23 protein-coding genes, 1 tRNA gene and 2 pseudogenes are annotated in these 25,676 nt (G+C 62.3%); 13 read left to right on the top strand and 13 right to left on the bottom strand.

Annotated elements, in window-relative coordinates:
- Positions 1-27 precede the first annotated feature (27 nt).
- Together B5V46_RS14840 and B5V46_RS14835 are read right to left on the bottom strand one after the other, a co-directional pair.
- Positions 28-1,629, bottom strand: a complete 1,602-nt coding sequence (locus B5V46_RS14840; RefSeq protein ID WP_080617315.1) for an ABC transporter substrate-binding protein — start codon at positions 1,627-1,629, stop codon at positions 28-30.
- Positions 1,630-1,654: 25 nt separating this feature from the next.
- Positions 1,655-3,214 (bottom strand): M81 family metallopeptidase, encoded by a 1,560-nt coding sequence (locus B5V46_RS14835; protein ID WP_080617314.1) that lies wholly within the window; start codon positions 3,212-3,214, stop codon positions 1,655-1,657.
- 165 nt (positions 3,215-3,379) lie between these two features.
- Between B5V46_RS14835 and B5V46_RS14830 the strand changes: the two genes are divergently transcribed.
- A complete protein-coding gene (locus B5V46_RS14830) occupies positions 3,380-4,159 on the top strand; it encodes an IclR family transcriptional regulator (protein WP_231119138.1) in 780 nt (259 codons plus the stop codon).
- A 214-nt stretch (positions 4,160-4,373) separates the two neighbouring features.
- Here the strand turns inward: B5V46_RS14830 and B5V46_RS14825 are convergent.
- The 6 genes and pseudogenes from B5V46_RS14825 to B5V46_RS14800 all read right to left on the bottom strand — a co-directional run bounded on the left by B5V46_RS14825 (position 4,374) and on the right by B5V46_RS14800 (position 11,445).
- Positions 4,374-5,534 (bottom strand): annotated as a pseudogene (locus tag B5V46_RS14825) (integrase core domain-containing protein).
- 52 nt (positions 5,535-5,586) lie between these two features.
- Positions 5,587-6,315, bottom strand: a complete 729-nt coding sequence (locus B5V46_RS14820) for a FadR/GntR family transcriptional regulator (RefSeq protein ID WP_080617312.1) — start codon at positions 6,313-6,315, stop codon at positions 5,587-5,589.
- Positions 6,312-7,385 (bottom strand): four-carbon acid sugar kinase family protein, encoded by a 1,074-nt coding sequence (locus tag B5V46_RS14815; RefSeq protein ID WP_080617311.1) that lies wholly within the window; start codon positions 7,383-7,385, stop codon positions 6,312-6,314. Before B5V46_RS14815 ends, B5V46_RS14820 begins: the two co-directional genes overlap by 4 nt.
- Positions 7,382-8,494 carry an exo-alpha-sialidase gene (locus B5V46_RS14810; protein ID WP_080617310.1) on the bottom strand — a complete coding sequence of 371 codons (1,113 nt, stop codon included), beginning with the start codon at positions 8,492-8,494 and terminating at the stop codon, positions 7,382-7,384. The genes B5V46_RS14815 and B5V46_RS14810 overlap by 4 nt, the downstream gene beginning before the upstream one ends.
- 11 nt (positions 8,495-8,505) lie before the next feature.
- Complete coding sequence (locus tag B5V46_RS14805) at positions 8,506-10,383, bottom strand: TRAP transporter fused permease subunit (protein ID WP_080617309.1); 1,878 nt, start codon at positions 10,381-10,383, stop codon at positions 8,506-8,508.
- A gap of 63 nt (positions 10,384-10,446) precedes the next feature.
- Complete coding sequence (locus tag B5V46_RS14800; RefSeq protein ID WP_196774260.1) at positions 10,447-11,445, bottom strand: TAXI family TRAP transporter solute-binding subunit; 999 nt, start codon at positions 11,443-11,445, stop codon at positions 10,447-10,449.
- Between the two features lie 273 nt (positions 11,446-11,718).
- Between B5V46_RS14800 and B5V46_RS14795 the strand changes: the two genes are divergently transcribed.
- Genes B5V46_RS14795 through B5V46_RS14780 form a run of 4 tightly spaced genes read left to right on the top strand, consistent with a single transcriptional unit; the run spans position 11,719 to position 15,410 of the window.
- Positions 11,719-12,828 (top strand): iron-containing alcohol dehydrogenase family protein, encoded by a 1,110-nt coding sequence (locus B5V46_RS14795; RefSeq protein WP_080617307.1) that lies wholly within the window; start codon positions 11,719-11,721, stop codon positions 12,826-12,828.
- 16 nt (positions 12,829-12,844) lie between these two features.
- Positions 12,845-13,747 carry a dihydrodipicolinate synthase family protein gene (locus B5V46_RS14790; protein WP_080617306.1) on the top strand — a complete coding sequence of 301 codons (903 nt, stop codon included), beginning with the start codon at positions 12,845-12,847 and terminating at the stop codon, positions 13,745-13,747.
- Between the two features lie 12 nt (positions 13,748-13,759).
- Positions 13,760-14,731 carry a 4-hydroxythreonine-4-phosphate dehydrogenase PdxA gene (gene pdxA / locus B5V46_RS14785; protein WP_080617305.1) on the top strand — a complete coding sequence of 324 codons (972 nt, stop codon included), beginning with the start codon at positions 13,760-13,762 and terminating at the stop codon, positions 14,729-14,731.
- A complete protein-coding gene (locus B5V46_RS14780; protein WP_080617304.1) occupies positions 14,724-15,410 on the top strand; it encodes an SDR family NAD(P)-dependent oxidoreductase in 687 nt (228 codons plus the stop codon). The genes pdxA and B5V46_RS14780 overlap by 8 nt, the downstream gene beginning before the upstream one ends.
- Before the next feature lie 8 nt (positions 15,411-15,418).
- On the opposite strand, the gene B5V46_RS14775 is transcribed toward B5V46_RS14780, so the two are convergent.
- Entirely contained in the window at positions 15,419-16,057 is a 639-nt protein-coding gene (locus B5V46_RS14775) for a DMT family transporter (protein ID WP_231119137.1), read from the bottom strand.
- 91 nt (positions 16,058-16,148) lie between these two features.
- Here B5V46_RS14775 and B5V46_RS20690 point away from each other — a divergent pair, with 91 nt between their 5' ends.
- From B5V46_RS20690 to B5V46_RS14765, 3 genes are read left to right on the top strand one after another with little or no spacing between them, the layout of a single operon-like run.
- Positions 16,149-16,280: a hypothetical protein gene (locus B5V46_RS20690; protein ID WP_255377926.1), complete on the top strand. Its 132-nt coding sequence runs from the start codon at positions 16,149-16,151 to the stop codon at positions 16,278-16,280.
- A gap of 9 nt (positions 16,281-16,289) precedes the next feature.
- Positions 16,290-16,745 carry a LysE family translocator gene (locus B5V46_RS14770; RefSeq protein ID WP_231119136.1) on the top strand — a complete coding sequence of 152 codons (456 nt, stop codon included), beginning with the start codon at positions 16,290-16,292 and terminating at the stop codon, positions 16,743-16,745.
- 29 nt (positions 16,746-16,774) lie between these two features.
- Entirely contained in the window at positions 16,775-16,990 is a 216-nt protein-coding gene (locus B5V46_RS14765; protein WP_080617303.1) for a hypothetical protein, read from the top strand.
- A gap of 257 nt (positions 16,991-17,247) precedes the next feature.
- Here B5V46_RS14765 and B5V46_RS14760 read toward each other — a convergent pair whose 3' ends face one another.
- The gene (locus B5V46_RS14760; protein ID WP_080617302.1) at positions 17,248-18,444 is read right to left on the bottom strand and encodes an AAA family ATPase; all 1,197 of its coding nucleotides are present in this window, start codon (positions 18,442-18,444) and stop codon (positions 17,248-17,250) included.
- 101 nt (positions 18,445-18,545) lie between these two features.
- On the opposite strand from B5V46_RS14760, the gene B5V46_RS14755 reads away from it, so the two are divergent.
- Positions 18,546-19,133: a hypothetical protein gene (locus B5V46_RS14755; RefSeq protein WP_155774079.1), complete on the top strand. Its 588-nt coding sequence runs from the start codon at positions 18,546-18,548 to the stop codon at positions 19,131-19,133.
- Positions 19,134-19,284: 151 nt separating this feature from the next.
- On the opposite strand, the gene B5V46_RS14750 is transcribed toward B5V46_RS14755, so the two are convergent.
- A tRNA-Arg gene (locus tag B5V46_RS14750) sits at positions 19,285-19,358 on the bottom strand.
- 61 nt (positions 19,359-19,419) lie between these two features.
- Between B5V46_RS14750 and B5V46_RS19890 the strand changes: the two genes are divergently transcribed.
- Entirely contained in the window at positions 19,420-19,791 is a 372-nt protein-coding gene (locus B5V46_RS19890) for a hypothetical protein (RefSeq protein ID WP_155774078.1), read from the top strand.
- Between the two features lie 22 nt (positions 19,792-19,813).
- Here B5V46_RS19890 and B5V46_RS14745 read toward each other — a convergent pair whose 3' ends face one another.
- Entirely contained in the window at positions 19,814-20,047 is a 234-nt protein-coding gene (locus B5V46_RS14745; protein ID WP_080617300.1) for a hypothetical protein, read from the bottom strand.
- 98 nt (positions 20,048-20,145) lie between these two features.
- On the opposite strand from B5V46_RS14745, the pseudogene B5V46_RS19885 reads away from it, so the two are divergent.
- Positions 20,146-21,299: pseudogene (locus tag B5V46_RS19885) on the top strand (IS3 family transposase).
- 800 nt (positions 21,300-22,099) lie between these two features.
- Here the strand turns inward: B5V46_RS19885 and B5V46_RS14725 are convergent.
- A complete protein-coding gene (locus tag B5V46_RS14725) occupies positions 22,100-22,822 on the bottom strand; it encodes a hypothetical protein (RefSeq protein ID WP_080617298.1) in 723 nt (240 codons plus the stop codon).
- Between the two features lie 315 nt (positions 22,823-23,137).
- Here B5V46_RS14725 and B5V46_RS14720 point away from each other — a divergent pair, with 315 nt between their 5' ends.
- Both B5V46_RS14720 and B5V46_RS19880 read left to right on the top strand, forming a co-directional pair.
- Positions 23,138-23,719 (top strand): recombinase family protein, encoded by a 582-nt coding sequence (locus B5V46_RS14720; protein WP_080617297.1) that lies wholly within the window; start codon positions 23,138-23,140, stop codon positions 23,717-23,719.
- Positions 23,720-23,972: 253 nt separating this feature from the next.
- Positions 23,973-25,661, top strand: a complete 1,689-nt coding sequence (locus tag B5V46_RS19880; protein ID WP_155774076.1) for a hypothetical protein — start codon at positions 23,973-23,975, stop codon at positions 25,659-25,661.
- Positions 25,662-25,676 lie beyond the last annotated feature (15 nt).

The following is a 25,676-nucleotide window of genomic DNA, read 5'->3' as shown; positions in this document are numbered from 1 at the left end:
GCGGCAGATGCGCCCCCGGCACCGGGATTACTCGCCGTCCTTGGTGACGTTCCAGAACACCGGCACCGGCGACTGGATCATGTTGTCGACGACATCGCGGCGGGCCTGGGGCATCGCGTATTCGCCGAGGTGGATGTAGTTGACGTTCTCCATGACATGGGCCTGGATCTTCGAGGCTGCGGCCTTGCGCGCGGCATCGTCGGGCGCCTGGGCATAATCGTTGCGCAGGGTCTCGATCTCGGGATCGTCGGGCCAGCCGAACCAGGCATCGTCGCCGCGGCCATTGACCATGACGTTGATCAGCGGGTCCGAGATCTCGGGGATCATCCAGTTGGTGAAGAACAGGTTCCAGCCGCCCTCATCGGGCGCATTCTGCTGGGCGCGGCGCTGCACCACGGATTGCCAGTCCATCGCCTGCATGTCGACGTTGAAGCCCGCATTGCGCAGTGCCTGGGCCGCCACGACCGGCTGGTTGGTCAGGCTCACCACGTCGGTGGGCTGCATCAGGACGACCGGTGTGCCGTCATAGCCCGCCTCTTCCAGCAGCGCGCGCGCCTCTTCGGGATGGGCGCCCGAGGTGATCGGTTCGGCGCCCGTCTCGTCGGCCAGCGGGGTGCCGCAGCCGAAGATCGCGCCGCAGACCGTGTAATAGTCCGGCGAACCCATCATCGTGGCCAGCACGTCCTCCTGGCTCAGCGCCAGCAGCGCGGCCTGGCGCACCTTCTTGTTGTCGAAGGGAGGGTGCAGGAAGTTCGGCCGGCCGATGGTCACATATCCCAGCGGGTCCCGCATCTCGACGGTGACGCCGGGCGAGGCGTCGAGGATCGGTTTGAGGTCGATCTGGATCTGCTCGATATAGTCGATCTCGCCATTGGCCAGCGCGTTGATGGCGGTCAGGTTGTCGGGCATCGTGGTCCAGACCACATGATCGACATTGACGACCTTGCCGCCCGCCATCCACGAGGGCGGCTCGTCGCGCGGCACGTAATCCTCGAACTTGTCATAGGTGGCCGAGACGCCGGGCTCGTAGGCGTCGGTGTTGAAGACGAAGGGGCCCGAGCCGACATATTCGGTGATCGTCTCGTCGGGCGAGGTGGCGGCGATGCGCGCGGGCATGATGAAGGGCGGCAGCGCCGATTGCTTGGAGATGACGTTCAGAAGCGGCGGGAAGGGCGAGGCCAGCGTCCAGACGATGGTCTTGTCGTCGGCGGCCGTCAGGCTGGCAGTGACGTCGAAGATCATCTGCCCGCCGGAATCGCGCTTGCCCCAGCGTTCCAGCGAGGCCACTACATCGTCGGCGGTGACGGGCGCGCCGTCATGGAATTTCAGCCCGTCGCGCAGCGTGAATGTATAGGTCAGCTTGTCGTCCGACACGGTCCAGTCGGCCATCTGCGGCTGCGGCTGGAAATTCTCGTCCACCGCGGTCAGCACGTCATAGATCATGTAGGCGTGGTCGCGGGTGATATGCGCGGTGGTGATCACCGGATCGAGCACGCGCAGCGACGAATGCATGACGGCGGTCACCGTGGTGTCGGCGAAGGAGGCTGCGGGGGCCAGCAGCGCCCCCCCGGCCAGAAGCGCGGTCGCAAGGCGGCGCGTTCCGGGGATAGTGGGTCTCAGGGTCAGCATGGGATCCTCTCTGTTGGTCTTCGCGTTATTGGCGGGCGGTGGCGGTGGCCGGTTCTGCGTGGCCTTGAGCCGCCCCAGCGCTTTTGCCTTCCGGGTCGAAGGCAGGGCCGTTGGGGGAAAGTCTCAGTCCCTTCCGCAGCCGCGTAAAGGGCAGATCGGCAGGGTTGAAGGGCATCGGGCCTGGCGCGCAGGCGACAAGGATATGAGCGGCAATGGGCGCGAAGTCGGCCCGGAAATGGGTCGAGCTCTTGACCACCAGGATGGATTGCTCCTCGGGCACGATGCCGACGAAACGGAACATCTCGCGATCGGCCATCTGCGCGATATGGCTTGTCACGGCGACACGAACGCCGCCGATGCGCAGGCAGGCCGAGGGCCCCAGATCCAGCCGGGTGCCGCCGTAATAGGGGCCGGTGGCCTGAAGGGCGCCGTCGGAAAGCGCTTCAACCACGGCCTCGACCTCGACGGGCCGGTCGTCGGGCAGACCGGGATGGCCGCCGATCCGGAACCGCGCCGTCGCGCCGAGACCTGCCGCATGGGCCGCCGCCGCCGCGGCCGGGTCCACCATCAGCCCGATGGCGGCGTTCTGCGCGTCCGCCGCGATCAGCGCCTGCAAGAGCCCGGTGGTCGCGGACACGCCCCCGGCCCCCGGGTTGTCCTGGGTATCGGCGATCACCACCGGGCCGGTGGCCTGTGCCGCCAGCCGCGCCGCCTCGGCGACGGCGGCCCCGGCCGGGAAGGTGCGGTTGTCGAAGCGCGCTTCTGCCGCCTCGTAGGCGGCGGCGATACGGTCTGCGGCCTGGTCGGCCTCGGCCTGGGTCGCGGCATAGGCAATCGCGCTCGGCCCGCAATCGGGGATGTCGGCTGCCGGAAAACCCATGAAAAGCGAGGCGGACCAGATGCCCGCGGCATCCTCTGCGTCGAGCCCGGCATAAAGCGCATCGGCAGGCGCCATCATGGTCGTCTGGAACGGGATCGGCACCAGATAGGACATCTGCCGGAACGCCTTTGCGGGCCGCGTGCCGGTGCGCATCATCCTGTCGAGCAGACGCGCCGCCGCCGCTCCGGTCGCCGCCATGTCCACATGCGGATAGGTGCGGAAGCCGACGCAGGCGTCGAGGGTGTCCACGAAGGGGGCCGAGATATTGCCATGCAGGTCGAGCGCCGCCACGACCGGCACATCCGGCCCGACCAGATCGCGCACCCGGCGCGCGATTTCTGCTTCGCCGTCCTCCAGATGCTCGGCCACCATCGCGCCGTGCAGGTCGAGGAACACGCCATCGAGCGCGCCCGCCCCGGCGATGCCCGCAATGATCTCGTCGGCGATGCTCTCGAAGGCCTCGCGCGTGACATGGGCCGAGGGGATTGCGGCCGTCCAGAGGATGGGCAGGGCGACCCAGCCAAGCTCTTCGGCGACGGCAAGCGCCCCCGATATCCCGAGATTCACGCCACGCGCTGCCTTCGCCATATCAGCCCCCCTCGACATGGGGATATATCCGCCTCCCTGCCGAAAGGCCGCAAGATCTGCCGGGCTCGGCGCGAAGGTGTTGGTCTCGTGAAGAAAGCCGGCCAGGGCAACCCGCATCTTGTCTCTCCGCTGTTGGCAGGCCTCGCCGGTCTTGGCGCCGGCCTTGGCTTGTGTATCGTCTGTCGATACGTTAGTATTGTAATGCGAGCCTAGTGGCCCGTTTTTGGATTCGTCAAGCCGGTGATTTCAATGGCGAGCATTCTTCGCGCCGAACCGGCGCAAATGACTGATTTTGAGGCGGCAGAGGAAGACAAGCTCTTCGTGCGCGCGGTCGGCCGGACGATGCGGGTCCTGAGCGCGTTTCATCATGCCAGCGGGCCTCTCAGCCTGTCGGAGATCGCGGCCCGGTCGAAGCTCGATCGCTCGGCGGTCCAGCGGATGGTCCATACGCTCGTCACGCTGGGCTACATGCGGCGCAGCCACGACGACCGGGGCTATCTGCCGGGGATCCGGCTGCTGGATCACACGCTCGACGTGCTTCGGCTCGATCCGGTGGTGCAGAAGGCGACGCCGGTCCTGCTGGAGTTGCGCAAGACGGTGCGCGAGCGCGTCGATTTCAGCCTCTATGACGAAACCCGGTTGGTCTATGCGCTGCGCATGCAGAGCAAGCGCGAGACCTTCTATGCGACCCTCGTGGGCCACAGCGTGCCGACATTTTGCACCGCCGGGGGGCGTGCGGTGCTGTCGGCCTTGTCCGATGACGCCGCCCGCGCGGTCGTGATGCGTTCGCAGCTGCTCAAGTTCACCTCGAAGACCGTCAATGATCCTGACAGCATCCTCGCGCTGATCGCCCAGGCCCGATCCGAGGGTTATGCAGTCGTGGTCGACGAGTTCGTTCAGGGCGAGGTTGCCATAGGTGTCGCCATCGCGGATCGCGACGGGGTGCCGCTTGGCGCGATCCATGTCGCCGGGTCGCTTTCGGAATGGACACGGGATGCATTCGTGCGCCATGCCGCACCGGTAGCGACAGAGGCCGCCCGGGCCGTCAATGCCAGTCTCTAGGCTCCAGACCCATTGATTTCAGGCATTTGGCATGATTCAGGCTCCGCAAGGAGACCTGACCGATGAGCAATCTTTACTGGCTGAGCGATGCACAATCTCGGTGATCAGGCTGGTCTTGCCCGCACCGGGGCCGCTCGTCACGACGAAGAAATGGGCGCCCATGGGCCATCCTCGGGTTTGACAGGGGGGGAGGGCTGCGAAACGATCTGTCCACTTAACCTTCTTGACTAACGAATGACATGACGGTTTCGATGGGACGTCGCCCCATGTTTCGGTAACCCAGATGCGGGCGCTCGGTGTTGTAGTGGACGAGCCAGGCGTTGAGATCGGCCTGGAGGGCCGCGACAGTCTCGTAGAAGGTCTCGCGCATCTTCACGCGGAAGAACTCCTCCAGCACCGTGCCATTGAACCGCTCGACGAAGCCGTTGGTCTTCGGCGTGCGGACCTTGGTGCGGCGATGCTCTATTGCGTTGAGGTCGAGATAGAGCTCGTAGGGGTGACGCTCGGTGCCGCAGAATTCGCGGCCGCTCGCCATTGGGCTCGAACCAATGGCGCCTTCAATGGCTCGCTCGGTCAGCACCGCTTTCACCGGCAGGTCCAGGGCGCGGTAGAAGGGCAGGACGTCGTTGTGCAGGACCGCGACCGCCGCCTCGGGCTGCTTGGAAACGTGCAGGAAGCCGAAGGCGTAGCTGCCGAAGGTGTCGACGACCGCGTGCAGATAGACCTTGCCGATCCCCTTCAGCATGCCGACGAAGAACGTGTCGGCCGAGAGCAGCTCGCCGGGAGTGCCTGATTCCACGTGTCGTTCCCGGAAGCACGGGTTCTGCTTCTCGAGGAAGGCGGCCTGTTCGGCAGTGATCTCGATGGTCTGGCCCGCATGGGCGTCCTCGAGCGCCAGCCAGCGGTCGTAGCGCGTGCCCAGGCCGTCGCCAGCGGGCTCGAACCGGTGGCGCCACGCTGGCGATCGTTCAGGATCTTCTGGATGGTGATCGAGGAGACCCGCACGCCCTCGAGCGCCAGCATCGCCTCGAAGCGGTTGCAGCCATAGGCCGGATGTTCGAGCGCCAGCGCCTTGATCCGCTCGACCGTCTCGGGCGGGGTCGTTTGAGGGTGGGTCTTGTGGATCGGCGGCAGGTCCTTGAGCCCCTCGAAGCCCGTTCTCGGGCTTACGCGGCGCCACCGGCGCCACGGTCCCTCAAACCCAAAACCGACGTTTCCACTCGTAGAAGCTGGTGCGGTCCATGCCGCGCTGGCGACAGGCCTCGGCCACGTTGCCGAGTTCTTTCGCCAGTTCCAGAACGCTCATGCGGTTTTGCGCGATCTTGGTCTTCGCGTCACGAGTCTTGGGTTTCGTCGCTTTCGGTGTTCCATCCATGGCGGGGTCCTCCTTTCCCAAAACAGCATGGGAAGAAGGTTAAGTGGGCGTATTATTTCTTCACCGGCATTCTCAAATCAATGCTCGCGCCTCCGAAAAGCCGTTCCTGAGAGTGGCGGACATGTGCCGTCATGCGGTTGGCGGCGACCTCGCCGTCTGACGCCAGGATAGCATCGAATATGCTTTGATGTTCGTGCAGCACCCGCTCCAGGCCCGCCCCACCCTCACGCAAGAGCGACTGTCCGTGCATTTTCATCCCTGCCGAGATTTGCTCGTGCAGCGCTCGCAGGGTCGCCTCGAAGAAGGTGTTGTTTGCGGCGTGAGCGACGGCGATGTGGAAAGTGAAGTCCGCATCCTCACGGTGCAGCATCGAGCCGGTCGCCGCCCGCATCAGGTCCAGTGCGTTCGACAAGTTCGCCAGCGCCTCGTCATTGCGCCGTTCGGCCGCGAAGCGCGCGGCTTGCGGCTCGATCGTCAGGCGAAATTCGTAGCAGCGCTGGATGTCGGCGATCGTCTCGATCCGGCCGTAGCCCAGGGTCCGTGACTGATGCGCGCGGACGAAGTTGCCGGCTCCTTGCCGCGACACGATCAGCCCCTCGGCACGCAGCCGCTCGAGCGCGTCCCGCAGAACGGGGCGGGACACGCCGATCTCGGCCGCCAGCGTCGTCTCGGAAGGCAGCTTCTCATCCGGCGGATAATCTCCGTTGCTGATCCGTCCATAGAGCGTGTTGTAGACATGATCGGCGAAGGAAGGCCGTGATTTCTGCCGAGTGGCTTTCACTCTCTGGTCCTATATTTTCTGACTTCGGTGGGCGTCGGTCGATTATCGACCAGATTGACGAGTTGCGCCAGCATGTCAGCCGCGCCAAATCCCCCCGACTTCGTCACGATCGTCAAAACGCGTGATCCGGGCAGCGCAGCTCGGACGACGGCAATCCCCGGCAGGGCCAAGCCAAAGACCTCCGCTTGATCGACGCCGAGCCGGGCAAGGATGGCTGCGGCCGTTTCCCCGCCGCACGCGATCAGCGTGCCTACCGGGTCCCGCATGATCATCTTGGTCAGCCCTTCCGCAAAATCGGCCCCTGCTTCTGCCGCAGAGCGGTCCATGCCGCCAGAAACCATCTGCATCACGCAAGGGGCCCGCGGTGGATCAAGCGGAAGTCGGCCATCTGGGGCCAGGTACAGCGGCAGGTCGAGGCGCTCCACCTGCGCGAGCGTAATGGGATCGCGCGAGCCGATCGCAAGAACGGCCGGGCCGGGCAGAGGCGGTGTCCCTTGACGTGTCGCGTCGGGCCATAGCTGGGCAACCAATGCCGCAGCCAACGACCGGGCGCCCACGGGCAGGCCATCAAGTTCTGCCGCTTCTTTCATCTGTGCGGCGTCGGTAATGTCGGGCACATGGGGGGAAAGGCCCGAGAACCGCGCTGCGATGTCTAGAGGAGTTTCGATCCCCGCACCGGTCAGCCGGCCATGCCGTTGCACCCGGCCCATGTCCGGCAAAGCCGGCGCGGCGATGATTTGCCTCCGATGCAAAGCGTCGGCCAGAATCGCGCATTCGACCGCAACATGCCCCTTGAGCCTGGAATCAACCTTCTTCATGACCCGCTCTGGTCTCAGCCATGACAGGCACGCGCAAACGTTATGCATCGCCGCAGCGGCTGCTGCCGCGGTCCCATCCCGGCTGCCGGTAGTGACAGCGACGACCGGGGGAAGAGTGCATTCCCTTGCCGCCGCCAGCGCGGCCGGTGACAGGAAGACGCGGGTGCCGATGCCGAGGCTGGCAGCTTCGCCTGCGCTGTCCAAGGCTCCCGTGAGGTCATCGGCGACGATCAGCAGCCGCGGCGGGGTCATCCGTGTTGCTCGTCCAGCGGGACGATCATGTGTCGGATCGACTGGCGAAAATGGGTCCAAGTCACATGCACACGGCCGTTCCGATCCTGCAGGATCGATGGGTAGGATAGCTCGCGGTTCACCTGATCGGCCGAGTTGTTCGACAAGCAATAGCCGTCGCTGAAGGCCAGATCGATCCGGTCCGGCCAGCTCTGCCCGCCATCGGCGGACAGCGCCAGCGACAGCGGCGCACGGGGCGCGCCCCAGAAGGCGCGACCGGGCCGGGCTGCGGGCGCGGCCCCGTCCTCCTCGATCTCGTCATAGAGCGAGACGCGACGTCCCTCGGCATCCTCGCGGCTGGAGTGGTTATAGACCATCGCGATACGCCCGTCGTCCAGCCGCACCGCCTGGATCGACGAGTTGTTGTTGGGTAGGCCCGCAGGCTCGGGAGCGCTCCACCGGACGCCATCGGCAGAGTGCGAGCGCCAGATATGATCGGCCCAACGGCTGCGATAGAAGGCCGCCATGCCGCCATCCGCCAGCGGCACGATGTTCATGTGCACGCAGCCGAGGCTACCCGGCACTTCATAAACCTTCCAGCTGACCCCCTCATCATGCGAGACCATGACGACGCTGTCATCGTTCTCTCCGGTCCAAGCCACACCCTCCTCGACGCGGCAGCGGAACCCCGGCAGTAGCCAAGCCCCGTCATCGGCGACGATGACCGGCTGGCGCACGAAGATTCCCTTTTGCGACCACAGCGCACACGGCTCGGTCCAGCTCTGCCCGCCATCGTCCGAAATGCGGAACCGCACTTCGGCCTCGTTCTGCCGCCCACCGGGCTGGGCAGTATAGATCAGCCACAGCCGCCCGTCGGGTGCGGTGAACAGGACCGGGTTCTGTTCCGAGCGGGCCGGGTCGTCGGAAAGCTGGACCGGATTGCTCCAGTTCCTGCCGTCGAAGCGCGACATCAGGATCGAGATGTCGGACTTGCCCTCAATCGTGCCGCCGAACCAAGCGCAGAGGATCGTGCCGTCGGGCAGTTCGTGCAGGAAGGATGCGTGATTCTGGACGCGCGGCGTCGGCAGGTCGGTTGCGGGAAAGGCGGTGTCAGCCATGACTTCGGTCATTTCGGCCTCCTTCAGGCGGTGACGAGGCGGGGACGCAGCGCAAAGCGCCACACAAGTAGCAGGCAGGTCAGCGTGACCGAGATCACCCAGCCCGCAGTCAGTGTCGGCGTGACGACCAGAGCAAGACTGGCCAGCGCGAACCCGCCGCGTTCGGGGAGGGACAGGTTGCCGCGTAGCCAGCCGATCAGGAAGACGGCCCAGCAGAAGGTCGCCAGCAGCATGCCTGCGGCGCCGGTCGCGATCTGGAACGCGCTGCCCTGCCACAGCACGGCCGGGTCTTTGATGAAGCCGAACGGCACGAGGAAAATCACCAGCGAATAACCGAAGGCCACAAGCCCGGTCCGGTTCGCATCCGATTTCGCGATCCCCGCCGCGGCATAGGAGCAGAGCGCAACCGGCGGCGTCACCATGGACAGCACGCAGTAATACAGAACGAAAAGGTTCGCAGCCAGCCTGTCGACGCCCAGATCCATCAGTGCCGGCACGAAGACCAGCGATCCGATGATGTAGGCCGCGACGGTGGGCAGGCCCATCCCCATGATGATGCAGCCGAAGATCGCCAGCAGCAGCGACAGATAGAGGTTGTCCGTGCCCATGTCCGACAGCAGACGGACGAATTTGAGTGCCAGGTTCGATTGCGTGGCAACCACCATGACGACCCCCACCGCAGCCAGAGGGGCCGAGATCCAGGCCATCTGGCGGGCGGTGTCCAGCACCGTCTCGAACAGCTGGGACAGGTTATAGCGGGTCGATCTGCGCAGGACCGGCGCCACCAGTGCGATGGCCGTGCCGACCAGCGCCGCATAGGGGGCCGAATAGCCTGCGATCAGCGTCGCGATCATCGCCACCGGCGCGGCCAGCAGGTGCAGGCGCGGGATCACCGGCGGTATCTCCAGCAGTTCCGGCGCGACATCGCCGACGCCCGATTTGCGCGCCCGCAGGTCCACGATGATATAGAGCGCGAAGTAGAAGGCGGCGGCCGGGATCAGGGCCGCGGCGGCGATGGTGATGTAGGGAATGCCCAGCATGTCGGCCATCACGAAGGCCGCGACCCCCATGATCGGCGGCATCAGTTGCCCGCCGGTCGAGGCGATGGCCTCGGTCGCGGCGGCCTGTTCTTTCGAATATCCCGAACGAGTCATGATCGGGATCGTGAGCACGCCGGTCGAAGTGGTGTTGGCAATAGCCGAACCCGATACCATCCCGAACAGTGCCGAACCCACCAGCGACATCTTCGCCGCCCCGCCCTTCAGCCGCGCAGTGGCGCGCATCGCAAGATCGATGAAAAGTTGACCGCCGCCGGTGATCGTGAAGACCGATCCGAACAGCACGAAATAGAAGACGAAGTTGATGGCCGCGCTGGCTGTCACTCCGAAGATGCCGTCAGTCTTCATGCCGATCAGTTCTGCTTGGGTCGGCAGGGAGAAACCCGGAAACTGCATCAGACCGGGGAACCATGGTCCCAGATAGGCGTAGGCCAGGAAAATCAGCACAACTGCCAGCAAGGACCAGCCGACCGAACGGCGCACCGCCTCGAAGATCAGCGCAAGACCAAGCACATGCAAAAGGATGTCGACCGGTAGGACTGGGTCAATCATCTCGAACCGCCGCTCGAGCCGGAATATCTCGCCCGCATATAGCGCGACGACCATCAGTGACAGCGCAACGCCCGCGATGTCGATGATGCGGGCCGCGTACCTGGCGCGACCTTCCCACGCCAGCGGCGTCCAGGCAAAGACCAGCGCGGTCGCCATGAAGACATGAAAGCTCGCTGCCGCAAGGGGCGAGGCTGGATAAAAGAACTGGGCCACCAAGAAGGCGACATAGACGACCGACAGCACGGCCTGCAAAGCGCGCCACCATGTGTCGAAATTTGAGATTTTGTGCATCGCGGGCCTCCTCCCCGGATATGGATGTGCCGTCGCCCGATTAAGGGCGGCGGCCTGCGGCGATCACTCGATCCAGCCGCGCTCCCGATAATAACGGGCCGCACCCGGATGCAGCTCGATCACGGCCTGATCTGGCTGAGCGCCCTTCTCGGGGTCCCATCCGGCCAGCGCCGGAAAGGCCTCGGCGATCTTCTCGCGCTGTTCGACCAGGGCGCGGGTCAGCTGATAGGCGACCTCCTCGTCCATATCGGCATTGGCAATGAGGATCGTGGGCGTCATCGAGGTGCGATAGACGCCCTCCTGCCCCGGATAGCTGCCTTCGGGCATGTTCGCAGCAGGAGCGCCCAGTTCGGACATGTGGTCCAGCACGGTATCGCTGGCGGGCACGAAAACCATGGGGGTGGTCAGCGTCACCTCGGACATGGTGGCCTGACCGACCGGGGCGTTCTCGATATAGACGTCGGCAGTTCCGTCACGCAGCATCTGTGCGATCTGGGCCGTACTGATCTGGGTGATCGCGCCGCGGCCTCGCATGTCCTCGAGGCTACTGCCCAAGGCTTCGAACATGTAGTTTGCGAGGATCGGCACCTGCGAACCTGCGGGTTTCAGCACGAAGCGGGGCGGATTGTCCGAGGCGACCATCTCGTCAAAGGTGGTCAGACCGCTTTTTTTGACATAGTCGCGCCGCGCGGCGATGGTGGTGTAGGCGAGTTGCAGACCGCCGACGATCGCGCGGGCGTTGTTCGCCTCGCGGCCCTCGAACTCCTCACCGATGCCGTCGCGCGCCCAGACCGCTGCACTGGCCGAGACGAAGCCCAGATCGGCGGCGCCCTGACTGACGGCGACAGGGTTCGTCATCCCGCCCCCGCGCGGCAGCACCTCGACGTTCAGCTCGTTCTCGCCTTCGGAGCCCTGAATGATCTCGCTAAAGGTCGAGCCGTAGGAATACCATGAGCCGCCCGGCTCCATGGTGATCAGGCGCAGGTCGACCGGCGCGGCAAACGCGGCCAAGGGCAGTACGGCTAGGGTCGTGGCGGTGGCGAAAGTCCGAATATGTCTCATCTGGTCCTCCCTTGGCGCCGGAGCGCCGGTTTTGCGTGACCCCATTCGCGGGGGCCGACGGACGTTCCGCTCTCCTCACGGAACGGGGCGAAGATGGCGGGGCGGTCGCAACTTGTCAATTGATTATATGAAGCGAGCAAGTATCAGGCTCTGGTCGCGGGTCAATACAGGAAAGTAAGGATTATTCTGAGGTTAGAATGGATTTTCCGCTTTTCTTTATTTGACAACTTGTAAATATGTGATACCTCGTTTTTGCCATCAAGGGAGGATGCCATGCTCGACCAACCCCTGGAAATCCTGCAGCCCGGCTGCGTGCGGAACGGCGCGGGTCAGGCGGTGCGGGCCGCATCCTGGCTGCGCGATCGCGGCCTGACGCGGCCCGTCGTCATTGCCGATGCTTTCAATGCGACCCGACTGAATGCCCTCGGCTTGGACGGCGCGGCCTGCGTGTCGGTCCGGCCCGAGCCCGACCTCTCCGACCTCAATCAGGCGGTGACGGCGGCGCGCGCGGCACGGCCGGATGTGGTCATCGGTTTTGGCGGCGGCAGCGCCATGGACGTGGCCAAGCTGGTGGCTGTCCTGCAAGATCCTGTGACGACATTCGACGACATCTCGGGGCCGGGTCGCGCCGGGCCGCGGCGCGCGGCGCTAATGCAGATCCCCACAACCGCCGGCACCGGCAGCGAGGCCGGCACGCGCGCGCTGATCACCGAACCCGGAACATTGCGCAAGATTGCCACCGAAAGCCTTCACATGCTGGCCGATATGGTGATCCTCGACCCCGGCCTGACGGTATCGCTGCCCGGTCCAGTGACAGCCGCGACCGGCGTCGACGCACTGGCCCATTGTGTTGAGGCTTTCACCAGTCGCCGCGCTCATCCGATCATCGATCATTATGCGCTGGAAGGCATCCGGCTGATTGGCCGGTTCCTGCCTCGCGCGCTGGCCGACGGCGACGATCTCGAGGCGCGGGCGGCACTGCTTCTGGCCTCGTTCTATGGCGGGGTCTGTCTGGGACCGGTGAACACGACCGCCGGACATGCGGTGGCCTATCCGCTCGGGACGCGCCACCACCTGCCGCACGGGCTGGCCAATGCGCTGATCTTCCCGCATGTCCTGGCGGCCAATCAGGGGGCCTGTCCCGACAAGACCGCGCTGGTCGCGGCCGCGCTGGATCTGGAACAGGGCCGCCCGCTACTTCAGGCTGCGCATGATTTCTGCGCCGGGCTTGGCCTGCAGATGCGCCTGCGCGACCATGGCGTCCCCGAGGATGACCTGCCCGAGATGGCGGCTGAAGCCCATGCTATTCGTCGCCTGTTGGACTGGAACCCCCGCGACCTGAGCCGTGAGGACATTCTTGCGCTTTATCGCGCGGCCTATTGATACTGAAGGATCTGCCATGACCTCCGCCGAACCCCGCCGCGCTTATGTGGCCACGGTTACCTGCTTCAACGACGACGAGACGCTGAACCTCGATCAGTCCCGCGCACAGGTCCGCCGCCAAGTCGAAGCTGGCAACGACATCCTTTGCGCCGGTACGAACGGCGATTTCACCGCACTTTTGTTCGACGAGAAGCTGTCCCTGATCGAGGCCGTGCTTGCTGAGGCCGCAGGCCGCGCACGCGTCATGGTGAATGTCGGCGCCCCCTCGACCTTCGAAACGGTCCGGCTGGCCCGCGCCGCTGCCGATCTGGGGGTCGATTGCGTGTCGGTCATCACCCCGTATTTCATCGCCTGCACGCAAGAGGGGCTGCGTCGCCATTTCGAGATGGTGGCCGATGCGGTAGATGTGCCCGTCTATCTTTATGACATCCCTGCGCGGACCCAGAACCATATTGAACCCGACACCGCGCTGATATTGGCCCGGCACGGCAACATCTGCGGCATCAAGGATAGCGGCGGCAGCCAGAAGACGCTTGAGGAGTATCTTGAGGTCTCGCGCCAAGTCGAAGGCTTCGGCGTTTGGTCCGGTCCCGATCACCTTGTGTTATGGGCACTGAAGAACGGCGCGGCGGGCGCGATCTCCGGGCTTGGCAATGTTGCCCCGCATCTTTTGGCGGGGATCGTGCGCGCTTTCAACGCGGGCGACATGGAGGCCGCCGAAGCCGCGCAGGCGCGTTTCGGCGCGCTGCGGACCGACCTTTATGCCTTGGGTTATCCGCCCGCCGTCGCCAAGCGCGCACTCTATCTGACCGATCCGGGCGTGGGTGCCTCGCGACAGCCCGCACTGATGCCGGATGCCGCGCAGGATGCCGCAATCCGCGACATTCTTGATCGGCATGACCTTGCCGCAACCGTCTGACCGGAGGTTTCCATGACCAATCCCTTAATCGCCATCACTATGGGCGACCCTTCGGGCGTCGGCGCCGAAGTCACCCTTCGGGCGGCAGCCGACCTGCCTGCCGACCAGCGCGCCGGACTGATCGTGATCGGCGATAGGGCCGTGCTGGAGCGCGCCCGTGATGCGCTCGGCCTGGCGCTGGAACTGGGCGACGGCCCCGGGGGCCTGCGCCTGCGCCATGTCCCCGTTGAGGGCCTGCCCGACCGCTTCGGCGTATTGTCCCCCTCCTGCGGCGAGGCGTCCTTCCAGTATATCCGTACCGCCGTCGAGATGGCGCAGGCAGGCGAGGTCTCATGTATCGTCACAGCCCCCATCAACAAGGAGGCTCTGAACGCTGCCGGTCACCATTACGATGGCCATACGGGTTTGCTGGCTCATTTGACCGAAAGTCGTGGCAGTTGGATGCTGTTGGCGTCGGAACGTTTGAATGTGATCCACGTCTCGACCCATGTGGCACTGAAGGACGCAATCACCCGCGCCACGCCCGAGCGCATCTTGGAGACGATCCGAACAGGCCATTCCCACCTGAAGCGCATGGGCATAGAAGCTCCACGCATCGCCGTGGCGGGAATCAACCCACATTGCGGAGAATCCGGCCTTTTCGGCACCGAGGATGACGCGCAGGTCGCCCCCGCCGTCGCGGCAGCGCAGGCCGAGGGGATTGATGTCCAAGGTCCGATCTCGGCCGATACGGTATATCACCGCGCCTACCAGGGAGCGTTCGATCTGGTCGTCGCGCAGTATCATGATCAGGGCCACATCCCGATCAAGCTCGTGGCCTTCGATACGGCGGTGAATGTCTCGCTTGGCCTGCCGATTGATCGCGCCTCGGTCGACCACGGCACGGCCTTCGACATCGCCGGAACCGGCAAAGCAAACCATGTGAACATGCTGAGCGCCCTATCCTATGCTCGCAACCTCGCGCAGGCGAAGCGCCATGCCTGAGCCGCGCCACGCCATCGTCACCGGCGCCAGCTCGGGCATCGGGCTGGCCATCTGCAACCGCCTTCTGGCCGATGGCCGGAAAGTGACGGGTCTTAGTCGCCGGGCACCGGAAGCGACTTTGGGGTCGGCCTTTACCCATCGGCCCGTCGATCTGCTGGACGAGGACGCCGTTGCCGCTGCTCTGCCGGATCTGCCTGCACCTGATGCGCTGATCCATGCCGCAGGCGTGTTGCGAGTGGGCGATCACGCTTCGATGTCACGTGCCGAGGGTTCCCAGATGTGGCGGCTGCACGTCGACTGCGCGGCGCAGCTGATCCAGCATTTTGCGCCCCGAATGCCCCAAAACGGGCGGATCGTCCTGATCGGCAGCCGCGTCGCGACCGGGGCGAAGGGCAAGGCGCTCTACGCCGCCTCCAAGGCTGCCGTCACGGGCCTCGCCCGCTCGATTGCGGCCGAGCTGGCGCCCAAGGGGATCACGGTGAACATCGTGGCCCCCGCTGCGACGGACACACCAATGCTGCGCGATCCTGCGCGCCAGGGCGTCGGACCGGCCTATCCCCCCATCGGGCGCTTCGTTCTGCCCGAAGAGGTCGCTGGCACGGCGGCATTTCTTCTGTCGGATGCGGCGGCCAGCATTACCGGGCAGACGCTTGTCATCTGCGGCGGAGCTTCGCTTTAGCGTGTCATTTACCGGTCTCCGAGGCGCCCGCAGTCGTCTTGCGCATCGCGTTCAGCTTGCGCTCGCTCCAGATGATCAGCACGCCGGCCAGGATCCCGAGCCGCACTGCTTAGAACGGTGCGGCTCGGGATCTCGCCGAAAAAGCTCCACCCGATGGCGGTCGTGAAGATCATAGAGCTGTATTCGAACGGCGCCACCTCGGACGCATCCGCATGGCTATAGGCGGCGGTCAAGCAGATCTGCCCCAGTCCGCCGATCACACCGATCCCGATCAGCAGGGCGAGGGTCACCGGGGCCGGCAGAACCCAGCCATAGGGAATTATCAGCAGGCTGAGCAGTGCCGACGTGATGATGAACCAGAACACGATCGCCGTTGTCGGCTCGGTCTGCGACAGCTTCCTGATGAAGATATGCGCAAGCGCCGACATGAGGGCGCTTCCAAGCGCCACCACCGCCCCAAGAGCGCGCAGCGGGCCCGACGCGGTGCCCATGTCGGTCAGCTGCGGAGACATGACGACCATCACGCCTGCAAGCCCTAGGCCGACCATCGACAGCCGGAACAAACGCACGTCTTCGCCCAGGAACATGCCCGCGAAGATCACGATCAGCAGCGGTGCGGCAAAGAAGATCGCAGTCGCTTCGGCCAAGGGGCCATTTGAATGAGGCGTCGAATCTCGGTGTTTGGCCCGAAGGTTAGGGGCTTCTGTCAGATTTCCTGGACGAGATCGGAGAGTAGCCATGGACGTTGCAACTGCATTGCTGAGCTTTTCCATTGCCGCGGCTTTGCTGACGATCACACCGGGGCTCGATACAGCCCTCGTTCTGCGGACGGCGGCGGTCGAGGGGCCGCGCCGCGCGATGCTGGCGTGAGCAGGGGTGGTGACCGGGGTGCTGGCATGGGGATTGATTGCGGCTTTGGGGCTCGGTGCTGTGCTGGCCGTGTCGGAACTGGCTTACCGTTGTCTTCAGCTTGCCGGCGCGGCCTACCTGATCTGGCTGGGGATCGGGATGTTGCGGGGGGCGTTGCGTGCGCGAGAGCCGGGCCTGCCCAGGGTCATGGCGCCTTCCGCACCGAATTGGTTCCTGCGCGGGGTGATGACCAACCTTCTTAACCCCAAGGTCGGAGTCTTCTATATTAGCTTCCTGCCGCAGTTTCTGCCCGTGGGCGTTTCGGTGGTGCCGTTCAGCGTCATGCTCGCGGGGATACACGCGTCGATGGGGCTGATTTTCTTTGCAGCGCTGACTGCCGCGACAGTGCCGTTTCAGAATGCCCTGAACGGCCCCCGCCTGCCTCGGCTCCTCGACGGGGTTACACGCCTGCGATGTTGGTTTTGAATCCTACGACCAGGCGTCGGGAATGGCGCATGAGCCGCGACGACATCGCTGCGTTTGAGGCCAGCTACACGACCCCATCGATGTTGTCGGCCGAAACCGGTGCGCATTTGAACACGATTCGGGCCGTTCTGCAGAGCGAGCGGGTCCAGCCGTTCCGACCCAACGGCTTGGATGTCGGACCGGTCTATCTTCGCAACGCTGTTGAGCCGGTTGCTGCACTCCTGAAATCTCAGGGAGGAAAGTGACCGCTAGCCACGGGTTACGCTGAAATACCGTTCTATCCAAGTGTGCTAGAAGAAACCTTCGACACGGCGCCCCAAGCCTCTTGACAGGGGGGGTGCATGCAAATCGCCCAAACGTGCAAGCTTATGCTTCATTGGCAACTGCTGTGACACATGGCGAGCCGTGGAGGACTCGAACCCCCGACCTGAGAATTAGAAGGTCGCTGTTCTACGTCCCCAACCGCTTGAAAACCAAGCAATTCTACTCGCCTATTTTGCTACTATGCAATTGCGATGCAATTGATGCCAATGCACCATAAGTTTGCACACCCAGTTGATTCGGAAGCTGTGCCGTGGATAAATATCTTATGTATTTCAGATGCTTGCCGTAGGGCGCTCTTCACCGCAAGGCATAAGCATGCACAGTTGACACATAAGCATGCAGGGCGGTGGCCAAAAAAAGGGCCCGCAATGCGAGCCCTGAAACCTCCATCCCAGCATTGGCCAGCCGCTATACGTCCAGCACCATCTCCATGAGTTTGTCGCTGTCGATCATGTCGCGATACCCGGGGGCCGTGAAGGGACACAGGCCTTGAGGCAGGCGGGAGTTCTGGGCATAGGCCGCGCAGGCTATTGGAGGTGAAGACCCAGTTGATGAACGACATATCGAACTGGTTCTGGAAATAGGGGCAGGTCCACCGGCTTGCCGTCACGTCTTCGAGCAGCGGCAGGAGCGCATTCGGAAGGCTGAAGGCGCGCCCCTTGTCGGACACGGGCGTACCGGATTTCTCAATTTCGTCGATAATGACGAGCGGATTTGCAATCTGACGCATCAGCATCAGGCTCACGAGCCGACCGGGGCCGGCATTCGACCAGCCGCGTTGACTTCCTATTAGCCCGAAACTGGCATTCTCGCCGGTGGCATCCAGGGTCATATCCGGCGTTTCCAGCAGCTGCGCAAGACGACGTGCCCATGCGCTTTTGCCAATGCCCGGCGGGCCATCGAGAAGAATTGGCGCGAATTTGGCGCCGGGCATGCCACCTGCCAGGTTGCGATGAAGGCTGCGCCAGACATGTGTTGTCGCTTCCGCGATCCAGGGAAACTCCGCATGAAGTGCCGCTGCGATCTCGTCGATGTCATGCGCCGAGCGCAGGTCGAAGATTTCGGCGCCATCGCGACAGCCCTCGAGCATGGCACGGTCTTCTCGCGACAGGCGCGTTGGCTCGACCTCCTTCAGATGGTGGCGGTGGATCTTCTGCGCCCACCGCCTGATCCGGATCTCGAGCGCTTTCGGGAGCTCATTCTGTGGGTAACGCCATAATTCATTGTGCGCCGCGCGCTCTTCCTGGGGGATGCCTTCGGAAATCTGCCGCTTGTCCTGCAAGGCGGTGTAGAATTCCTTGAGACGCTTGATGATTGCGGCCTCGTCGAGTGCCGGATCGGGCTGTTTGCTCAGGATGAAGCGGATTTTGGGCATGGATGGGGGCTTTCGTCATAGCTCCGCCAGCCGCCATGATGGCGGACATGCGGGCAGAGCCTCGGATTGGAAGGAAGGCTGGCCAAGCTCTTCTTGAAGAGTTGGAGGCCTATGCGCAGCCGGTTGCCCCAGAGGAGCCAGGGTGGGAGACGATCCAACGCGTTCACAAGCGGCTGGACTTTCCTGTGGGCGAGATCATTGCGGCCATCCGGACGGGAGCTTTGCGCCTTGGTCAGTGTCCTGATGTGTTCGGTTACCACGGGCTTGTGGTGGAAATCGCCGAGGTTGCTGCGTTCAAGGCGAAGGCCGCGCCGAAGCGCAAGCCATCGATCAACCAGGGAGAGGTGACAGCAGCGGCCTTCGCTCGGTCGGCGGGCATTCGGGGGAAAGGTCAGTTCCTGGCTCTGATCGAAGGGGGTTACACGCCTGCGATGTTGGTTTTGAATCCCACGACCAGGCGTCGGGAATGGCGCATGAGCCGCGACGACATCGCTGCGTTTGAGGCCAGCTACACGACCCCATCGATGTTGTCGGCCGAAACCGGTGCGCATTTGAACACGATTCGGGCCGTTCTGCAGAGCGAGCGGGTCCAGCCGTTCCGACCAAACGGCCTGGATGTCGGACCGGTCTATCTTCGCAACGCTGTTGAGCCGGTTGTGGCACTCCTGAAATCTCAGAGAGGTAAGTGACCGATAGCCACGGGTTGTGCTGAAATACCGTTCTATCCCAGTGTGCTAGAAGTAAACCTCGATACCGCACCCCAAGCCTCTTGACAGGGGGTGTGCATGGAAACCGCCAAAACGTGCAAGCTTATGCTTCATTGGCAATTGACGCACAGCGCGACCCCTGAAGGACTCGAACCCTCAACCTGTCGATTAGAAGTCGACTGCTCTATCCAGTTGAGCTAAGGGGCCTGCGGCGCGCCCCGACGTTTAAACGATTGGCGAGGTTGGCACAATCGGTCATAACTGACTTATGGCGAAGCAACCCCACATCGAACAACGGCCCTGGTGGCCTGACGCGCTGCGCCGCTTCGAGCAGTTGGCTGCTGCGGGCGAACCGAGAAGCCGCGCGACGACGATTTTGGCGGAAGAGTTCGACGCGAGCCACTCCACCTTTCGTAACGCCATCGAACGCGGGACGGTTCCTGCCTACGACCCCATATCGCCTGAACGTGCTGCCGCTTGGGCCGCGGGCAACGAGCGATACGAGGGTGCGCCGTGCAAGAAACACGAAACCCGAACGCGCTACACAAATGACGGCTACTGCGTCACCTGCATGGCAGAACACTTGCGGAGATCGAGAGAAAAACGACGAGACAAGATCGCGTCTCGCGGTGCTGAGTGACGCTGCCCCTGGGATTGCCCCTTCAACTCGACGAGAGACGCGCAGAGTGCGCCGCTAAGGCGGTATTCTGCATCGCGCCCCTGGGCATGGCTTCGAGAGCCAGGAAAGCATCGCAGACCGCTTTCCGCCAAATCACCAGTCTGCCGATCTGCTCCGGCAATTCACTGATAACTTCAACTGGCTTGTTTAGCCGCATCTCCTGCGTAGCCCGGTCGAAGTAGCCGGCAAAATACGTTGTGTCCGGCCGACGCATCATCTCCACGAGCTCATGGTGTGAGCTACCCCCCGAAATTCGGACAGTGACGTAAGCTACGATTTGCAGTCTGCTGATCTTCGACGAGAAGGAGATCAGAGATGTCGAAACGCAAGCAGCACGCGCCTGAGTTCAAGGCGAAGGTCGCGCTGGAAGCCCTGAAGGGTGAAGAGACGGCGGCCGAGCTGGCGAGCCGGTTCGGAGTGCATCCGACGATGATCCATCAATGGAAGCGCGCCCTGCTCGAAGGCGCGTCCGGCGTGTTCGAGCGCGGTGGCCGCAAGAGACCCGAGATCGACGAGGAGCAGGTGAAGGAGCTCCACGCCAAGATCGGGGAGCTGGCGGTGGCCAACTCTTTTTTGGAACGAAAGCTGAAGCCCTGGGGCGGGAAGTGAGGCGCGGTATGATCGAGCCTGACCATCCTCAGCTGTCCATCGGTCAGCAGTGCAGGCTGCTGTCGATTGCGCGCTCGTCCTATTACTACGAGCCGAAGGGAGAGACCGCACAGAACCTCGGCCTGATGCGGCAGATCGACGAGCAGTTCCTGTAGACGCCGTTCTTCGGTGTCCGCCAGATGACCTGGCACCTGCGCAATGACGGGCATCTCGTGAACGAGAAGCGAATACGCCGGCTAATGCGCCTCATGGGGCTGATGCCGATTTACCAGAAGCCCAACACGAGCAGGCCGGCGAAAGGACACAAGACCTATCCTTACCTTCTGAAAGGGCTGCACGTGGATCGTCCGAACCAGGTCTGGTGCTCGGACATCACCTACCTGCCCATGCGCCGCGGGTTCCTATACCTCATAGCGATCATGGACTGGCACACGCGCAAGGTTCTATCCTGGCGGATCTCGAACACCCTGGAGGCCGACTTCTGCGTCGAAGCACTGAGCGAGGCCATCCACAAGTTCGGCCCGCCCGAGATCATGAACACGGATCAGGGCAGCCAGTTCACGTCCTGCGCCTGGACCGACCGGCTCCGCCGATCCGGTGTGCGCATCTCGATGGATGGGAAAGGCCGATTCCTCGACAACATCTTCATCGAGCGGCTGTGGCGAACCCTGAAATACGAATGCGTCTACCTGCATGCCTGGGAGACCGGATCAGAGACGAAAGGGGCTATCCGGAAATGGATGACCTTCTACAACCACCAGCGTCCTCACTCAGCCCTCGGCGGCAAGCCACCGGCGCTGGTTTATTGGCAGAGAAATGATATCAACAAACCCGATCAGCAGGTGCAAAGAGTAGCTTAAATTACGCCAGATACTGTCCAACCGATGGGGAGTAGCTCATGGATCGCTCGCAAGCGGGAGGCACTGGGCTTCTCGAACGTGCCGGGGCGATCACGTGTGGAGTTCTCATCTGAACAAGTGCGAATAGCATACGATGCCGCTGGCAGCCTTGCTGGTGCCGCAAGGTTGATGGGCATCAACCGGCAGACGTTCAGAAGGTTGTACGCCCAAGTGCCAGACCAAAAGGAGCCGACGCACCGTGACAACTCAGACCAGTCCCTCGGGACAGACCGTCTCGCAAAGGGGCGCGCGGCAGCTGGCCGCGTCGGCCCCAGGGTCTCCTATTCGGAGGAAGAGCTGAAGAAGTTCTTCGATGACGAGTGGGGGGAAAGTTGATCGCTGCACGCAGAGCTCAGAAGAACGCGACCTTGGCAAACAAAACGATCAGAATCCGACAGCCGCTTGTGCTATCTAAAGGTAGGATAACGCGTATGCCTCACGGCTATCCGCTCGGTTCATTTCTTGAAAGCTGCAATTCTGGCGGAGCGCGGCGATCGGCATCATCGAGCCCTTTTCTACCAATACTTCCACCGAGACGAGTGTCCGCTTTGGTTTTCGACGCTGGTTTTGCATCGGATCCAGGCCCGCATCCGGTGACGTTCCGAATGCCTTGGTCCGACCTGCATGCAACGGCCAAAGCGTGTCGCCCTTCGTTCCGATCGGGTGCACGTGGCACGGACCCTACTCGGCGTGCTAAGATGCCACTCAGACCACAGAACTTTGTCAGCGTTCCAAGACGTGCCTGCCATCGCCATCGGGCATTATCGCCTGAACAGTCCTAAGAGTTTCGTGATTACATCGTAAGGTCGCCACGCTTGGTTCGCTGCCTCGGCATAAGCCAACGCTTCATCGGGTAGATAGGTATTGCCGTCATGACCACGGACGCGGTGGAGCTGGAACAGGATCCTCCACTCTTGCTTCTCGGGCATCTGGGGGCCGATCGGTTCGCGTAAAACCTTAAAGTCTTGGCCTGGAAGGAGGATTTGAGAAAGTCTATCCGCTGTGTGCCGCGCCGCATGGTCCACCTTGAAGCGCTCAAGACGCGGAATTCGCTGCCCCGTCATGCCATCTTCGTGGGCGCGGAATTTAGCGATGGCGCTGCGATGGTGCCCCTCGTCGACACTATAGTGCCCGTCGATTTCGATCAGCGTCCACCCTGGCGTCGAATAGATGGAAGTTCCAGCCAATTGGTCGGCCAGCGGATCGTCGTAGTATTGCGCCTCATAGGTGAGCACATACAGGGCGTTATCGATGTTCCCGCCTTCCGTCAGAAACGCCCGCCAAGTCATGCCCTGCGTGTACCGCACGTTGGACATGTATGAGATGCGTCGTGGGTCGATCGGCACGTTTTCGAGAATTTCCCGGGTAATTAGGAACTGCTCAGCGTCAGCACGGGTAAAGCGGCGGATCGGTTCGTCCGCCCAAGGGCCGGCCGTCCTGATCCACCGCTCACGAATGGGAAAATTCTCCCGGATTGGTCTCATTCTTGCTCCAAAGTGGATTGCTCGGCATCTGCGAGCAGAGTGCTGCACGGTATGCAACCGCTATCGGTGCAAGGTCGCAAGACACTATGCCTGCCTAAAACGGACGTTTGGGCGAGTGTGTTGAACTTGCACTTTGTCCGCCCGCCGTCATTCGTGAGCGGTGCAGCAAATGACTGTGGGCTGTCCGTAAGAGGATCGTTCAACGGACGTTTCTAATTTCGCCTCGCGCTCCTTCTGTTGTTGGGAAAACTATGTCTCGATAGCGTGGTACGATTTTTTTATCGCTGAAGGGGCTGCTTGCGTTACGCTTACGCCATGGCAAATCTACGTATTGGCTATGCCCGCTGCTCCACCGATGCACAGGATCTCTCCGCGCAGCGCGCGGCGCTGGAAATGCTTGGCGTCGCCTCCGAGCGAATCTACACAGACCATGGGCTGACCGGTCGCAACCGCGACCGGCCCGGGCTTGCCCAGGCGCTGGCCGCCGTGCGGGAGGGCGACACACTTGTGGTGCCCAAGCTTGATCGGCTGGCCCGCTCGGTGCCGGACGCGCGCGACATCGCCGACGGACTAGCTGAGCGCGGGGTACGGCTCGCGCTAGGAAGTACGGTCTACGACCCAGCCGATCCGATGGGGAGGATGTTCTTCAACGTGCTGGCGACCTTCGCCGAGTTCGAAGCCGACCTAATCCGGCTTCGAACCCGCGAGGGCATGGCGGTGGCCCGCGCCAAAGGGAAGCTGAGGGGCAAGAAGCCAAAGCTTTCCGACCGGCAGGCGGCGGAGTTAACACGGATGCACGCAACTGGGGAGTATTCAGTGTCGGACTTGGCCGAGCTCTTCTCTGTGTCGCGGCCAACCGTCTATCGCACGCTGGCGCGGCGGGGGCCGAAACGTTGATGGTCGACGGTCCTTTACAACCCTTTACAGCCAACCCTTCCAGCGACGGCACGAAGTCTAATGTGGGCAGGGTGGGCGGGGAGCCGATCTTCGCTGCTACAGATCACAGGCTTCGGCCGTAAATAAAAAGCTGACATTGAACTTCATACATAGCAGAGTTACGCTTTAGAGAAATTGACGCTATTGCACGCCATAGACCGGCCGGAAAATTGCGCTTCATCCTCCAGCGAGGAACTGGATGCCCAAAAGTACATTGGACAAGCTTTTACCAATCGCAAGAATTCCAAACGAAAATCGCGGCGAATGGCTAGAAAGTGCTGAACAGAGCGTCGGAATTCTTAAAGATACCCTGAAAGCCGACGAGATCGTGATCTACGCATCCGGTCCGCACATGTTGATCCATTCGGTATTGACACCCAATGAGCTGCTAGACCCACCCGACCATGCTGATCTTGACCGGGCCTACATCATGCCAGCCGACTCTTGGATCATTCAGCGAGCATATGGCGGCGGTGAGGGGCATCGCGTTTATCTGCAGCCACCTCTAGACCACCCAGGCTGCAAGACTCTTATTGGCAGCGAAAAGCTGATATTTGTACGCTCGTTTGAAGGCGTTAAAGACTACGAGCCTAAGATTGAGATCAGCCAGAAGCTTGTGCACGCGCTTGGACTGCACTTCATGGATGAGAGAAATGCCTATTGCAGACTGAATGATCGAGGAGACATTGAGCCGATTATTTCTGTGTATCTGGATGTGACCCATGATCCTTGGCAGCAAGTACGCGCAGTGACGATACGCTCGCACGATCTGGCAAGCTACATGGCACTTACTGGGACCAGTTTAGTCAGTCTATTTGATTTCACGCGGTTTTCTATGGGTGGGTTCGCGGGTTGGCCCGAAGGTGCTGAAGGTATTTTCGAGACTAGGGACCTATTTTACAGGCAGCGCAAGGTTCCTCAGCATGCCAGCTATGTTAACGGGCAGATAATTCTTCGCACCAGCCTTACTCCAGAGGCTCTGGCAGAAGAATGGAAGGCAGAAGAGGACAAGAGTGGCCTAAAGTACGCGTCCTTTCTGATCATTGATCGTAAGAATGGGCATGAGTTGGTAGAAACCTCATGCTCGCCCGACCACGTCGTCAATTACTTCACCGAATCGAGTTTACCTTGGGAGATTTCGCCAGCCTTTTTCAGACCCGAGGTGCTTCAAAAGTACAAATCGGATCCGGAGAAATATACGTTTGGCGACCGAAGCATAAGTTGTCGAGGCGCATGGCATCTGAAAACCTACGACATCAATGAGGCAGGGCAAGTACATACCTATATCGGCTATCTGGCAAACCTACCCTATGACGAGCAGTTATATTGGCAGTCTTTCAACGAAGAGCCAAAGGCTGGAATTTCTGAACGGGCCTATCAAACCGACATTCTTGGAGAATTCGCCACAACAGATGATTTCTTGGAGGATGTAAAACGTATCATTGCCGAGCTGGATCAAGAGCCGCCGTCTTGGTGGAAAGCGCGTGGTTCGGAAATGCGCGATGCTGTCCACTGTCCCGTGACGGATTCGCCCTCGGAGTGGGGCGATGAAATTCTGGCATTAGATCACCTCACAGTAGAAGGCTTTCTCGTCAAAGGATTGCGGGTCATCATTGACGCCAACACGGGAGTCTACGAAAAGGATTGGGGCTCACTCAAGGTGCTTGAGGTCGCCCTTGCGTCAACGGGAAGAACCAAAGATCAGGCCAAGGATGCAGTTGCTCCGCTTCGCGAGTTACATGCCTTACGCAATCCTGCAAAGGCGCATGGTGATCCAAAGGGTCGACGCCTCGCAATAGCCTCCGCGCGAAAACACCATGGAACTTTGAGGAACCATTTCAGCGAACTGTCACAACGGGTGGCCGCAGCTCTGAACGTTATCAAGGCTACGCTTCCAAGATAGAAACACGAAGAAAAA

The sequence above is a fragment of the Rhodovulum sp. MB263 genome (genome assembly GCF_002073975.1).
Taxonomy (GTDB): Bacteria; Pseudomonadota; Alphaproteobacteria; order Rhodobacterales; family Rhodobacteraceae; genus Rhodovulum.
The sequence above is the reverse complement of the archived record's forward strand: the minus strand, read 5'-3'. Positions and strand labels throughout refer to the sequence as shown.

What these genes read in the sequence shown, in the direction of transcription:
- B5V46_RS14745 (WP_080617300.1), bottom strand. Translation starts at nt 20,047, where the DNA reads ATGATGCGTCGGCCGGACACAACGTATTTTGCCGGCTACTTCGACCGG.
- B5V46_RS14720 (WP_080617297.1), top strand. Translation starts at nt 23,138, where the DNA reads ATGGCAAATCTACGTATTGGCTATGCCCGCTGCTCCACCGATGCACAG.
- B5V46_RS14790 (WP_080617306.1), top strand. Translation starts at nt 12,845, where the DNA reads ATGACCTCCGCCGAACCCCGCCGCGCTTATGTGGCCACGGTTACCTGC.
- B5V46_RS14840 (WP_080617315.1), bottom strand. Translation starts at nt 1,629, where the DNA reads ATGCTGACCCTGAGACCCACTATCCCCGGAACGCGCCGCCTTGCGACC.
- B5V46_RS14805 (WP_080617309.1), bottom strand. Translation starts at nt 10,383, where the DNA reads ATGCACAAAATCTCAAATTTCGACACATGGTGGCGCGCTTTGCAGGCC.
- B5V46_RS20690 (WP_255377926.1), top strand. Translation starts at nt 16,149, where the DNA reads ATGGACGTTGCAACTGCATTGCTGAGCTTTTCCATTGCCGCGGCTTTG.
- B5V46_RS14795 (WP_080617307.1), top strand. Translation starts at nt 11,719, where the DNA reads ATGCTCGACCAACCCCTGGAAATCCTGCAGCCCGGCTGCGTGCGGAAC.
- B5V46_RS14830 (WP_231119138.1), top strand. Translation starts at nt 3,380, where the DNA reads ATGACTGATTTTGAGGCGGCAGAGGAAGACAAGCTCTTCGTGCGCGCG.
- B5V46_RS14760 (WP_080617302.1), bottom strand. Translation starts at nt 18,444, where the DNA reads ATGCCCAAAATCCGCTTCATCCTGAGCAAACAGCCCGATCCGGCACTC.
- pdxA (WP_080617305.1), top strand. Translation starts at nt 13,760, where the DNA reads ATGACCAATCCCTTAATCGCCATCACTATGGGCGACCCTTCGGGCGTC.
- B5V46_RS14815 (WP_080617311.1), bottom strand. Translation starts at nt 7,385, where the DNA reads ATGACCCCGCCGCGGCTGCTGATCGTCGCCGATGACCTCACGGGAGCC.
- B5V46_RS19890 (WP_155774078.1), top strand. Translation starts at nt 19,420, where the DNA reads ATGGCGAAGCAACCCCACATCGAACAACGGCCCTGGTGGCCTGACGCG.
- B5V46_RS14835 (WP_080617314.1), bottom strand. Translation starts at nt 3,214, where the DNA reads ATGCGGGTTGCCCTGGCCGGCTTTCTTCACGAGACCAACACCTTCGCG.
- B5V46_RS14810 (WP_080617310.1), bottom strand. Translation starts at nt 8,494, where the DNA reads ATGACCGAAGTCATGGCTGACACCGCCTTTCCCGCAACCGACCTGCCG.
- B5V46_RS14800 (WP_196774260.1), bottom strand. Translation starts at nt 11,445, where the DNA reads ATGAGACATATTCGGACTTTCGCCACCGCCACGACCCTAGCCGTACTG.
- B5V46_RS14725 (WP_080617298.1), bottom strand. Translation starts at nt 22,822, where the DNA reads ATGAGACCAATCCGGGAGAATTTTCCCATTCGTGAGCGGTGGATCAGG.
- B5V46_RS14765 (WP_080617303.1), top strand. Translation starts at nt 16,775, where the DNA reads ATGAGCCGCGACGACATCGCTGCGTTTGAGGCCAGCTACACGACCCCA.
- B5V46_RS14780 (WP_080617304.1), top strand. Translation starts at nt 14,724, where the DNA reads ATGCCTGAGCCGCGCCACGCCATCGTCACCGGCGCCAGCTCGGGCATC.